The following is a 12,019-nucleotide window of genomic DNA, read 5'->3' on the forward strand; positions in this document are numbered from 1 at the left end:
TTATTACCAAAGTTTTTTACTTTCAGCGTGCTACTGACGGAAGAAGTCCAGCAAATGACTGAGGGCACAGATGGCGTGCACTATCAAAAATCCAATAAAGCCGTGAGCCAGATGTTTATGCCAACCACGCCAGAGCAGCGCATCACTAGAGCCTTGGGTCAAATACCAGAGCAGGCCGGTCAGGGCCACACCGAGCAGCAGTAACATCCCCAGCCCTTCTATCAGGCTGAACAGCCCCTTGCCACCGGCAACCGGTAACTTGCCTTTGAACAAGCCGCCGATATCGGCACCTATCTGGCGCCAATCGCCGATAAACAGGCTGAAATACTGACGCCAGCGGCCAGCAGTACAGTTACTCACAAGAAACGTCAGCGACAACGGCACACACAGTAACCCGAGATAAACATGGCTCAGATCCCAGAAGCCGGCACCGGCCCTGATGCTGCGGATCATCATCAAACTGCTGCTACCCAGCACCAGAAACAAACACAAGAGCATTAACAACAAGTGTTGATGGGCACTATAGAAGCGCCAAAGACGTTGCAACAGAGCCATTTCTGCCTCGCTTTAACCCGCTCTGGAGATCAGAGCCTGCGCCGCCAATTGCTCGGCAAATTCCTGCACCTTGTCCCAATTAGTGTATTCAATACAGGTATTGGGATCGGTCGGTCCCTTGGTGATCCACATGATGAAACGTATGATATTTCTGTCCATGGCTCCATAGCCCTGATAGTCAAGGTTGCCGCCAAATACGGCCAACTGCTTGGGCTTCCATTCAGTCTTGGCAAGAAACGCCTGCATGTAAGGGTTGGTTTCAGGAGTATTTTTTTCCGGCTTGCGCGCCACCAGACTCACAGAAAAGAAGCCATTGGCCTTGCTTTCCAGTTGCTGCTGATGTTGACGGATATAGTCGAACACGGCGGGATTGTGTTTGCCGTGTCGAATACTGGCTCCAATGGCGACCCGATCAAAATCGGCCAGATCCGGCGCATCATCTATCGCCGCCATGGTCACTTGCTGCCCCAAAGCGCCAAGTTGCTTTGCCATAACGTCACAGATCTTGCGGGTCTGACCATGCACGCTGGAATACAGCAGAAGAGTCTTGCTCACCTTAACCCCTAATAGTTCAATCTCTTAGTACTGATGTCATCTTAGGTGATCCATTAGCTCATTTACATGAAACAGATCACGGGCGAAGGGCGAAACGCTATCCAAGCCGTGGAAATACCGAGTAGTTCACAAAAAATAACCGCTGTGAGACCCTTTGAGTAACCGTCCCTCAAGGAGCCGTTATAGCAGTGGAACCTTGGCGCTACAGCAGCTTTACAGCCGAATAATATTTTTCAACAAAGTTTTCTGGTTATCTCCAGGTTCAGGCATTAGCATAAGCTGATACTCTGCAGCCATTTTCTAAACAAGATGCAGCAACCAAGCCGCAATCCCCAGGCCTTGCTACTATGGATGACCTTTGTCATGTCCTTGGTATTTGCCGTCTGGCAGGCCCTGTTGAACAACTTTGTTGTTGAAAGAGCACAATTTACCGGCGCCGAAATAGGCATGCTGCAAAGCCTCAGGGAAGTTCCCGGTTTTCTGGCCTTTAGCGCCATTTTTGTGCTGCTGTTGATTAAAGAACAGGCCTTCGCTCTGTTGTCGCTGGCGCTGCTGTGTATTGGAGTGGGCATTACCGGTTTCTTTCCCCAGGTATTGGGACTCTACCTGACGACCGTTTTAATGTCAGTTGGCTTTCACTACTTTGAAACCATCAATCAATCCCTGACCCTGCAATGGGTCGACAAGTCCCAGACAGCCGGTTTTATGGGAAAGGCCATGTCATGGCGCGCTGCGGCCGCCCTGGGGGGGTATGGCAGCATCTGGTTGGTGATGACAGTCTTCAAGCTGGACTATGTCTGGATGTACAGCCTTATAGGGGCCTTGGGGCTTTTAATGGTGATCACCCTCTACTGCTATTTCCCCAGGTTCGATACCGGCGAAGTCCAGCACAAGAAAATCATCCTCAGAAAACGCTACTGGCTTTATTACTTGCTGACTTTTTTCTCGGGAGCCAGACGGCAAATATTTATGGTGTTCGCCGGCTTTATGATGGTGGAGAAGTTCGGTTACAGCGTCAGTGAGATAACGGCTCTGTTCCTGATCAACTATGTAGTCAACCTGCTGTTTGCCCCGGCCATAGGCCGCTTTATCGGCCGCATAGGAGAAAGGCACGCCCTGACCCTGGAATATATCGGCCTGGTGCTGCTATTTATCAGTTATGCCCTGGTGGAGGACGGCCACATTGCAGCGGCACTCTATGTGATAGACCACCTGCTGTTTGCCATGGCGATTGCCATCAAGACCTATTTCCAAAAAATTGCCGAGCCCAAAGACATTGCCGCCACCATGTCGGTCAGCTTTACCATCAATCATATCGCGGCCGTGGTGATCCCGGTATTGCTCGGAGTGCTCTGGCTCAGTTCACCTGCAGCAGTATTCTATATCGGTGCCGGACTCGCCGCCTGTTCGCTGTTGCTGGCACGCCTGGTGCCCAAAGATCCTGCCCCTGGGCGCGAACTCAGTTGGCACAAGACTCTCGTTGCAGAAACCCAACAGCAGGAAGCCGGCTGAACTACTGGACAACTAACTGAAAACTATGCATAAATAAGCACAGTTTTTGCTAGAAGATAATTAAGATGGCAGAGGAAAAACTCCCCAGAGAAATCGAAGAGCCAGGTCAGGCATCGGCCCGCAAGAAGGCACTGCGCCTCGGGCGCCTGCTGGGACTCGCCTCTGAACAGGACTACAAACCCGCCAATGCCAGCGTCGCCGAGCGGGCCGCCTTTCGCATCGACAAACAGCAAGCCCAGTACCAACGTAACCTGGAAAACATCTATGCCATGGCACTGAGCTATACCCCATCCGACGTGACCGGGGTGGAGCTGGATCCCGACTGGGTACATCAATTCTTCCAAATGGCCGAGCAGATCCACAATCGCAAGATGCAGGATCTGTGGGCTCGGATCCTCTCCAGTGAAATCATCAATCCAGGCAACTTCAGCCTGCGTACCCTGGCAACCCTGAAACAGCTGACCTTGAGAGAGGCACACATACTGGAAAAAGCGCTGGGGATGGCGGTCAAGGTCAACAATGAAAGCCGACTCAAGCTTATCAGTGGTTACAGAGTCAGCGGCGGCATAGGCCAGTATTTTCGTAAACACAGCGCGGTCAACCTGGGGTTGTCGCAATTCGGCATGCCCTACTCAAGCATACTCACCCTGGTGGATGGCGGCATACTGCACAGAGGCGAGTTCGAGACCGGCATATTGGACAGCAAGAGCCCACTGCAACTGCAGATCCAGCAGCAACACCTGAAGCTGACCCCCAAATCAGGCCACCTGTTGTTCAGCTACTACCGCTTTACCCCTGTGGGCGATGAACTGGCACTCTTGGTGCGCCCAAGGGAAGACGAAGCCTATATCAAGGCGCTGAAGGCCTTGTTTACCAAAGACTTCAGCATTAGCTAGGCATCAACTGAGCCTCAGGCGCTGGCCTGTAATCGCGTCGATGGGATCACTTCCAAGGCAGAGAGGTAATCCAGCAATGCCTGCACCTGGGTATTGAGATCGCCCTTGCTGGTATCTATGGTCAACTCGGCGGCCAACGGCTCTTCGTAGGGCGCCGAAATCCCGGTAAAGTCTCGGATCTCCCCCTTACGCGCCTTCTGATACAAGCCCTTGGGATCGCGGGCCTCACACACAGCCAGCGGCGTGGAAACATGCACTTCGATAAAACGTCCCGCGGCAAACCGACAGCGAATGGCATCACGCTCGGCCCGGGTCGGCGAGATAAAGGCCGACAGTACCAGCAAACCGGCATCCACCATCAGGTGCGCCACTTCGCCCACTCTTCGCAGGTTTTCATCCCTATCGGCGGCGCTGAAGCCGAGATCTTTGCAAAGACCATGACGCACATTGTCGCCATCGAGCAGATAGGTATGAAACCCCGCCTCGAACAGTGCCCGCTCCAGGGCGCCTGCCAGGGTCGACTTGCCGGCGCCGGACAGCCCGGTGAACCAGAGCAGCACAGGTTGTTGGCCCTTCTGGGCTGCCCTTGCCGCCTGATCGACAGCATGCTGGTGCCAAACGATATCGGCATTGGGCTGGGTAGAATTCTTCATCGTCACTCCTTAAAGACCCGCATCAAAGGGGAACAGCATGGGCACCAGAAACAGAACTATCGCCGAGTAAAGCAGCGACAGCGGCAGCCCCAAGCGCACAAAATCAATAAAGCGGTAGTTACCGGCGTTGAACACCATCAGATTGGTTTGGTAGCCATAGGGCGAAATAAAGCTGGCGCTGGCACCAAAAACCACTGCCAGAATAAAAGGCCGACTGTCGACCCCGAAGCTGGTCGCAATCGCATAGGCCACGGGAAAAGCCAAGGCCGCCGCCGCGTTGTTGGTAATTAGTTCGGTCAACAGCAAGGTCAGCAAATAAACCCCGACAAAGGCACCAAAGACCCCAAAGCCGGAAAAAGCGCCGAGCAGAGTATCAGCCATCCCTTTGGCCAAGCCGGTATCCAACATCAGCTTAGCCAGACTCAGGGCACTGCCGACAATCAACACCAGCTCCAGCGGGAACCGCCGTTTGAGCTCGCCCAAGGTCACAGCACCTATCGCCAGATAACTGAGCAGCAAGAGCACCAGCCCCTTGGCCAGCGGCAGCCAGCCCAGCAGACTGGCAGCTATGGTGAGCACAAAGCCCGCCAGCACCCACTGACTGCGGCGACTGTCCAGCCTGACACTCAGGTCCAGGCCGCTGACGGCGGCAAAGTCGGTACTGAGACGCGGATTACGGCCAAAGCCATCGCCCGGGGTCAACAGCAACACATCTCCGGCCTGCAGCACTATGTCGCCCAAGCCGCCCTTGAGTGGATGATGGCCACGGCGAATCGCCATTACGGCGGCATCAAACTGCTCCCGAAATCGCGAAGCCTTGAGTGACGATCCCACCAAAGCCGAAGACGGCGCCAGCACGGCTTCCACCAGATTCTGGCCCCTGGCCTGCTGCTTGCCGAACCACTCCAAACCATCGAATTGATGCAGCAACTCCACCGACTCCACCGCGCCGCTGAAGCGCAGCACATCCCCCGCGGCCAGCACGAGTTGCGGCGGCACAGGGCAGATGCGAATGCCGCTGCGCTCCAGCTCCGCCAGATAGAGCTTTTTCAGGGCCCTGAGTCTGTTGTCCTGCACACTGCGGCCCACCAGGGTTGAGCCGGGCAACACCTTGGCTTCCAACAGATAGGGCAGACTTTCATCACCATGTTGCTCATCGCCATCGGGCAACAGGTGTGACAGCAATACCAAAAGCGCAATACCGGCCACCACCACGGCCAGGCCAATCAAGGAAAACTCAAAAAAGCCCAGGGGTTTCAGCCCGGCGTTTTCAACAAAGGAGTTCACTATCAGGTTGGTCGAGGTGCCAATCAGGGTCAGGGTGCCGCCCAAAATCGCCGCGTAGGATAAGGGCAGCAATAACTTGGCCGGTGCGTGCTGCTGATTGCGACGCACCACGCCAATCAGCGAGGCCACCACTGCGGTATTGTTGGTAAAAGATGACAGCAGCGCGGTGGAAAACCCCAGCTTGGCCATGGTCAGCCCCAAGGAGCCTGAGCCTATGACCTGGCTTAACCTGCCAAGCAATGGCGTCTTCTCCAGTGCCGTGGTTGCCAGCACCAGAAGCACCAGAGTCACCAGACTGGCGTTGGTAAAACTGCCCAGCAGCGACTCCAGTTCCAGCATACCCAAGAGGTAACTGAGCAGCGCCGCTATGGTAAACAGCATGGCCGGTGATGCCAGACCACTGACGAGTCCGGCCACCAGCGCGAGCAGTATTAACCCCAGGATCCAGGTTTCAGACAATTCAGTCTCCCTGAGCGCGGATATCCAGCGCCTGCCAATGGGGGAAATGCTTGCGGATCAAGGCATTGAGTTCCAATTCAAACTCACTGAAATGGGTCGTTTTTTCAGTTTCCCCAAGCGCCTGCTGCACCATACCGGCACCGACTGTGACATTGCTGATACGATCGATAAAGATAAAACCGCCGGTATCGCGATTGTCACTATAGGCATCGAACACCAGGGCCTCACTCAGCTCAAGTTCAACCAGGGCTATGGTGTTGAGGCTCAGCTCGGCAACACTATCCTGTGCCAGGGTATTCACATCTATGCTGTGCAGTATGCGGCTGACACTGGCGGGCACCTTTTTGGTTCCCAGCTTGATGTTGTATTGCTTGCCGGGTGTCAGCGGCTGCTCGTGCATCCACACCACCTTGGCCAGCAGCCGGTTGGAAACGCCCACAGGGCTCGCCGCCGGTACTATCACATCGCCGCGGCTGATATCTATCTCATCATTCAGAGTCAGGGTCAGTGCCTGGCCGGCATAGCCCTGCTGCCGATCACCATCGAAGGTGACTATCGAGGCGATAGTCGACTCTTTCCCCGAAGGCAGCACCTTGACCCTCTGGCCAACTTGCAGACTGCCGGAGGCCAAAGTACCGGCAAAACCGCGGAAATCCAGGTTGGGACGGCTGACATACTGCACCGGGAAGCGGGCATCGAAGGCGTGGTTAAAGCCGGTCACAGGCGCACTCTCCAGCATGGCAAGCAGGGTTTCGCCCTGATACCAAGGGGTGCGCGCCGAGCGGTTCACCAGGTTGTCGCCATCGAGTGCCGACAGCGGTACAAAGCGGAGCTCTTCCAACTGTAACTGGCCGGCAAACGCCAGATAGTCGGCCTTGATCGCCTCGAAACGCTCCTCACTGAAATCCAGCAGATCCATCTTGTTGACGGCCACGATGAACTGCTTGATCCCCAAGAGAGAGCAGATAAAGCTGTGTCTGCGGGTCTGGGTCTGCACCCCGTAGCGACCGTCGATCAGGATAATCGCCAGATCGCAGTTGGAAGCGCCGGTCGCCATATTGCGGGTGTACTGCTCATGCCCGGGAGTGTCGGCAATGATGAATTTGCGCTTCTCGGTAGAGAAATAACGATAAGCCACATCTATGGTGATCCCCTGCTCGCGCTCGGCCTGCAGGCCATCCACCAGCAAGGCCAGATCCACGGCTTCGCCCGTGGTGCCATGGCTCTTGGAATCCTTGTGCAATGCCGCCAGTTGATCTTCATAGATCTGGGCGCTGTCGTGCAGCAAACGGCCTATCAGGGTTGACTTGCCGTCATCCACGGAACCACAGGTCAGAAACTTCAAAAGCGATTTATGCTGCTGATTTTCAAGATATTGCTCTATACCCAGCTCATTGACTTGTTGTGCAACCGACATTAGAAATACCCCTCACGCTTTTTCTTTTCCATCGACCCGGACGAATCCCTGTCGATGACCCGTCCCTGACGCTCACTGGAGCGGGACAGCAACATCTCTTCGATAATCTCTGCCAGTGTCGCGGCACTGGACTCTATGGCGCCGGTCAGGGGATAACACCCCAAAGTGCGAAAACGCACCCGGCGATACTCGGGCACTTCGCCTTCATTGAGCGGCATCCGCTCGTCATCGACCATGATCAGGCTGCCATCGCGCTCCACCACAGGGCGCTGCTCGGCAAAATAGAGCGGCACTATGTCGATGTTTTCCTGATAGATGTATTGCCAGATATCCAACTCGGTCCAGTTGGAAAGCGGGAAGACCCTGATACTCTCCCCCTTGTTGACCTGGCCGTTATAGGTGTGCCACAGCTCGGGGCGCTGATTTTTGGGATCCCAGCGGTGATGGCGATCGCGAAAGGAATAGACACGTTCCTTGGCGCGGGACTTCTCCTCGTCGCGGCGGGCGCCGCCAAAAGCGGCATCGAAACCGTATTTATCCAGGGCCTGTTTCAGGCCTTCGGTCTTCATCACGTCTGTGTGCTTGGCCGAGCCGAAGGTAAAGGGATTCATGCCCATCGCCAGGCCTTGCGGGTTCTTGTGCACCAGAAGCTCGAAGCCGTACTTCTTGGCCGCCTGATCGCGAAAACGTATCATCTCGCGAAACTTCCAGTCGGTATCCACATGCAGCAAGGGGAAAGGGATCTTGCCCGGATAAAAAGCCTTGCGCGCCAGATGCAACAGCACGGAAGAATCCTTGCCGATGGAATACAACATCACCGGGTTGTCAAATTCGGCGGCAACTTCGCGAAAGATCTGGATGCTCTCGGCTTCCAACTGTTCAAGGTGACTCAACACTGGCCCTGACATCTTATTTCTCCAATTGATTCAAAGTGCTGTAACAGCATCATGTTGTAGTTGCAGGCCATTGTTCGCCGCCTCGGGTTCAAACCAGCTGAGGCTGTCCGCCAGAGCGACGACTTCGCCTATGATCATCAGCGCCGGCATCACTACCCGCGAGTCCTGAGCCAGGGTTTGCAACTGCTCCAGAGTGCCGATAACACGCTGCTGCTGCCTGGTCGTGGCCTTGGAAACTATGGCCACCGGCGTCTGTGGGCTACGACCATGGGCAATCAGTTGTTGCTGAATAAGCCCGGCATTGAGGATCCCCATGTACACCACCAGGGTGTTGGCCGGGTTGGCGTAGCCTTGCCAATCCATGGGGCGGTTTTGCAGCTGGCAATGACCGGTAATAAAGCTGACCCCCTGGGCAAAATCCCTGTGGGTCAAGGGAATCCCCGCATAGGCGGCGGTACCGCTGGCGGCCGTGATGCCCGGCACCACTTCAAAGGCAACGCCGGCCTGCGCCAGAGTCTGCAACTCCTCGCCGCCGCGACCGAAGATAAAGGGATCGCCCCCCTTGAGTCTGACCACGGTTTGGCGGGTGAAGGCCTTGGTCAGCAACAAACGATTGATTTCACTCTGAGAAGCACTGTGCTCACCGGCCCGTTTGCCCACGGCAATGCGCTCGGCACCTTCGGGGATCAGCGCCAGGATCTCGGGACTGACCAAGGCATCGAACAGCACCACATCGGCGCGCTTAAGCAAGTGCCACGCCTTGACGGTCAATAGTTCTGGATCGCCGGGACCGGCTCCAAGCAGATAAACTTTGCCCTTGGCCCGCTTACCGGGCAGTGTCAGTAATTCCATGCGCTATTCCCCATCTTGCTGATGCAAGCAATATAGCGGCTACACATATTCCACTATAAATAGAGAATCATTAGTTGTTATTACTTTTAGATATATAAGAGGAAATCGCGGTAATGAAAAAGATATCTGGGACGGATAAATCTGTTAATAAAAAACATTACTTTTTACTTTCAATGAATTACGGAAATAGAGTCGAACCGGGTTGATGAAATTTTTTATTGTTTACTGCCGCATTTGGCACTAACTTATGGCAAAAAATTCTAGTTTAAGCTCAGTGACTACGACTCGGGATGGGCATGTGCAGGCTAAAGCCAGGATGTTACACTCTCAAGCCGAAACTATAGCCGGGCACCCATCAAGCCTCAGAGACAACAGGGAAGAATATGTATACCAAAATCCGTTCCAGCCTCAGCGGCCTGACCTTGGCCCTGGTCATATTACCGTCCAGCCAACTCTCCGCCGCCGAAGACAATGCCCCTTCGCTGGTCGATCAAAGGGTGCAAGAGGAACTGGAAACCTCAGAGCGACCCTTTGTAATCACCCCGCACAAGGTCAATTACATACTACCGGTCACCTATAATCCTTCGCCCAATATGGCCCCTTTTGAATCGAAAACGACTTCAGAAGATGAAACCTTGGATAAATATGAAGCCAAATTCCAAATAAGCTTCAAATTCCCGCTGATGTACAACGTGTTTGGCGACAATGGTCACCTGTTTTTCGCCTATACCAATCAATCCTGGTGGCAGGTATACAACAAGGATATCTCCTCGCCGTTTCGGGAAACTAACCACGAACCCGAACTCTTTATGTTGTTCAACAACGACTGGAAAATAGCCGGTTTCACCAACTCCTTCTGGGGCTTTGGCGCCGTGCATCAGTCCAATGGCAAGTCGGGCGACCTGTCCCGCAGTTGGAACCGCATTTACGGCACCATGGTGTTCGACAAGGGCCCAATCGCCCTGGCGGCCAAGGTGTGGTGGCGGATCCCGGAAAGCGAGAAAGAGTATGAGGGAGATCCCCGCGGCGACGATAACCCGGATATCACAGATTACCTTGGCCATTTCGAGCTGACCGGCGTCTATGGCATAGACGACCACAGATTCAGCCTGATGTTGCGTAACAATCTTCAAAGTTCCAACCGCGGCGCGGTGGAGTTTACCTGGAGTTACCCCATACTCGGTAACCTGCGCCTATATGCACAATACTTCAATGGCTACGGCGAAAGCCTTATCGACTATAACGATCACAATCAGCGTATAGGTATAGGGGTCGCCATCAACGATATCCTGTAAGCTAGCAAGGGCGAGCTTAATGATTGCCTCTGTGCCGTTTATAGGCCCAGAGGCTGATATCAGGGAGAGATATGAAGCCGGGATTCCGTGAAATAGTTAGCTGCTTTATCCTGCTGTTGCTGATCTCCTGTCTGCAGTTGGGACGATTCCTGCTGCCTGAGCCTGCGAAAAAAGAGCTGTTAAGCCAAAAACAGATGCAGGCCGATCTGACTGTGCTGCTCAAACAATTGCAACAGCACTCGGCCTTTATGGTGCTGGATCCGGACATTGAATCCCGGCTCGAGAAACGGCTGCAACGGCTGAAACAGGAATACCGAGACAGCATAGCTATCATTCGTTTCACCGCCGAAGTCAATAAACTGCTGGGAGAGCTAAAAGACCCCGGAGTCAGAGTCAAGCAAGCTGCGCTGCCTTCCGGCGTCTTGCCCCTCAGGCTCAAGCCCATGGAAGACAAATGGCTGGCGCTCAATGACAGAGACGAGCCTCTTCAAAGTGATACACCTTTTATCAGCCATATCGATGGCCTGCCCATCAGCCATTGGCAGAAGATTGCCAATCACTTTTTGCCGCCGGAGCAGCGAAATAATGTACCTATGCAGATACCTTGGCTGCAACAGCTGGATCTTCTGCGGCGGGAGATGGGGCTTAGAGTCAAAGATGAGGTACTACTGACGCTCTATGGGGCTGACCTCCAGCCACAAAATATAGAGATAAAAGTACCGCTGCAGTTTCTCAGTGCTCCTCTGTCTATTCTGGCCAGTTGGCAACAATTGGCGCCTGACACAGCCCTGTTTACCTTGACGGATCTCAACGCCATAGAGACAGACCCTCAGCTGCAACAAGATCTGCTGCGCGCGATGAGTAATCACACCCTGGTGCTGGATCTGCGCCACGCCAACGGATTCAGCGACAGCCTGCTGCAGTTTCTCGGCAACTATCAAGATGGACTCAGCAGCCAACCACTGGGCTATAGCCGCTACCGCCGCTCACCGCAGCTACGGCGCGACTTTCTGCAGCCTCTGCACTTTGAACCGCTCACTCAATTCGCACCGTTTCCGCCGGTACAGGCCGCACTGGACAATCAGCCACAGCCCAACCTGAGTCACTGGTATGCCCGACCGATCCCAAAACTGACTGCAGCGCCCGTGCCTGAGTCGGGGCGCCTGGTCCTGCTTATCGGCCCGGACTGTCGTCAGGAGTGTGAATGGATTGCCTATGCCGCCAAACGCTGGCGCAGGGCGTTGTTGGTGGGCGAACCGACCCGCGGCGATCTGGGGCGTTTACATCATTTCACCCTGCCGGCCAGCGGCCTTAAACTGAGTATCAGCGCCTCGCTTGGCTATGACGGTTATGGTCAGTTGCTTTCCGGAGTCGGCACAGAACCGGACCTGTTGCTACCTACAGATGCCCCCTTGCAATGGCAGGGATTACTGTCACTCATCTCCCCGGAGCAGCGTTTGCGAAAGTCTAAGGATGCTCAATCAGAACTCATGGAACCCAAGACTCAATTAAGCTCGACTACGCCCAGCTCAACTGCTCGGTAGCCCCTCTCCGGCATCTTATTTTCAATAGTTGACTCATTCAAAAAGTCACTTGATGAAAACCTTAGTTAGTAGAGACATAGATGAAGTTGAAGTTTGGA

Annotated in this window: 11 protein-coding genes; 4 read left to right on the forward strand and 7 right to left on the reverse strand. The window is 54.4% G+C overall.

All coding sequences use genetic code 11. The features are described 5' to 3' along the window. Positions 1-30 precede the first annotated feature (30 nt). Both CX650_RS07380 and hemG read right to left on the reverse strand, forming a co-directional pair. Positions 31-555 (reverse strand): cytochrome b/b6 domain-containing protein, encoded by a 525-nt coding sequence (locus tag CX650_RS07380; protein WP_039033120.1) that lies wholly within the window; start codon positions 553-555, stop codon positions 31-33. A 12-nt stretch (positions 556-567) separates the two neighbouring features. After that, entirely contained in the window at positions 568-1,110 is a 543-nt protein-coding gene (gene hemG, locus CX650_RS07385; protein WP_039033119.1) for a menaquinone-dependent protoporphyrinogen IX dehydrogenase, read from the reverse strand. Between the two features lie 309 nt (positions 1,111-1,419). On the opposite strand from hemG, the gene CX650_RS07390 reads away from it, so the two are divergent. Together CX650_RS07390 and CX650_RS07395 are read left to right on the forward strand one after the other, a co-directional pair. Further along, positions 1,420-2,622 carry an MFS transporter gene (locus tag CX650_RS07390; protein WP_101095455.1) on the forward strand — a complete coding sequence of 401 codons (1,203 nt, stop codon included), beginning with the start codon at positions 1,420-1,422 and terminating at the stop codon, positions 2,620-2,622. Positions 2,623-2,687: 65 nt separating this feature from the next. Then, the gene (locus CX650_RS07395) at positions 2,688-3,518 is read left to right on the forward strand and encodes a TIGR03899 family protein (protein ID WP_039033117.1); all 831 of its coding nucleotides are present in this window, start codon (positions 2,688-2,690) and stop codon (positions 3,516-3,518) included. A 14-nt stretch (positions 3,519-3,532) separates the two neighbouring features. Here CX650_RS07395 and cysC read toward each other — a convergent pair whose 3' ends face one another. Genes cysC through cobA form a run of 5 tightly spaced genes read right to left on the reverse strand, consistent with a single transcriptional unit; the run spans position 3,533 to position 9,082 of the window. Beyond that, positions 3,533-4,171 carry an adenylyl-sulfate kinase gene (gene cysC, locus CX650_RS07400; RefSeq protein WP_025009979.1) on the reverse strand — a complete coding sequence of 213 codons (639 nt, stop codon included), beginning with the start codon at positions 4,169-4,171 and terminating at the stop codon, positions 3,533-3,535. 9 nt (positions 4,172-4,180) lie between these two features. Then, the gene (locus tag CX650_RS07405) at positions 4,181-5,917 is read right to left on the reverse strand and encodes an SLC13 family permease (RefSeq protein ID WP_071475796.1); all 1,737 of its coding nucleotides are present in this window, start codon (positions 5,915-5,917) and stop codon (positions 4,181-4,183) included. 1 nt (position 5,918) lies between these two features. Further along, positions 5,919-7,334: a sulfate adenylyltransferase subunit CysN gene (gene cysN / locus CX650_RS07410; protein WP_101095456.1), complete on the reverse strand. Its 1,416-nt coding sequence runs from the start codon at positions 7,332-7,334 to the stop codon at positions 5,919-5,921. After that, on the reverse strand, positions 7,334-8,242 hold the full coding sequence (gene cysD / locus CX650_RS07415; protein WP_025009976.1) for a sulfate adenylyltransferase subunit CysD: 909 nt from the start codon (positions 8,240-8,242) through the stop codon (positions 7,334-7,336). Before cysD ends, cysN begins: the two co-directional genes overlap by 1 nt. A gap of 18 nt (positions 8,243-8,260) precedes the next feature. Then, positions 8,261-9,082, reverse strand: a complete 822-nt coding sequence (gene cobA, locus CX650_RS07420; RefSeq protein WP_039033114.1) for a uroporphyrinogen-III C-methyltransferase — start codon at positions 9,080-9,082, stop codon at positions 8,261-8,263. Positions 9,083-9,465: 383 nt separating this feature from the next. On the opposite strand from cobA, the gene CX650_RS07425 reads away from it, so the two are divergent. Both CX650_RS07425 and CX650_RS07430 read left to right on the forward strand, forming a co-directional pair. Next, positions 9,466-10,377 (forward strand): phospholipase A, encoded by a 912-nt coding sequence (locus CX650_RS07425; RefSeq protein ID WP_189484289.1) that lies wholly within the window; start codon positions 9,466-9,468, stop codon positions 10,375-10,377. 71 nt (positions 10,378-10,448) lie between these two features. Next, positions 10,449-11,921, forward strand: coding sequence for a S41 family peptidase (locus tag CX650_RS07430; protein WP_101095457.1), 1,473 nt, complete (start codon positions 10,449-10,451; stop codon positions 11,919-11,921). The last annotated feature ends 98 nt before the right edge of the window (positions 11,922-12,019 follow it).

Source organism: Shewanella indica, assembly GCF_002836975.1.
GTDB lineage: Bacteria > Pseudomonadota > Gammaproteobacteria > Enterobacterales > Shewanellaceae > Shewanella > Shewanella indica.

What these genes read in the sequence shown, in the direction of transcription:
- CX650_RS07380 (WP_039033120.1), bottom strand. Translation starts at nt 555, where the DNA reads ATGGCTCTGTTGCAACGTCTTTGGCGCTTCTATAGTGCCCATCAACAC.
- CX650_RS07390 (WP_101095455.1), top strand. Translation starts at nt 1,420, where the DNA reads ATGCAGCAACCAAGCCGCAATCCCCAGGCCTTGCTACTATGGATGACC.
- CX650_RS07395 (WP_039033117.1), top strand. Translation starts at nt 2,688, where the DNA reads ATGGCAGAGGAAAAACTCCCCAGAGAAATCGAAGAGCCAGGTCAGGCA.
- cysC (WP_025009979.1), bottom strand. Translation starts at nt 4,171, where the DNA reads ATGAAGAATTCTACCCAGCCCAATGCCGATATCGTTTGGCACCAGCAT.
- cysN (WP_101095456.1), bottom strand. Translation starts at nt 7,334, where the DNA reads ATGTCGGTTGCACAACAAGTCAATGAGCTGGGTATAGAGCAATATCTT.
- cysD (WP_025009976.1), bottom strand. Translation starts at nt 8,242, where the DNA reads ATGTCAGGGCCAGTGTTGAGTCACCTTGAACAGTTGGAAGCCGAGAGC.
- cobA (WP_039033114.1), bottom strand. Translation starts at nt 9,082, where the DNA reads ATGGAATTACTGACACTGCCCGGTAAGCGGGCCAAGGGCAAAGTTTAT.
- CX650_RS07425 (WP_189484289.1), top strand. Translation starts at nt 9,466, where the DNA reads ATGTATACCAAAATCCGTTCCAGCCTCAGCGGCCTGACCTTGGCCCTG.
- CX650_RS07430 (WP_101095457.1), top strand. Translation starts at nt 10,449, where the DNA reads ATGAAGCCGGGATTCCGTGAAATAGTTAGCTGCTTTATCCTGCTGTTG.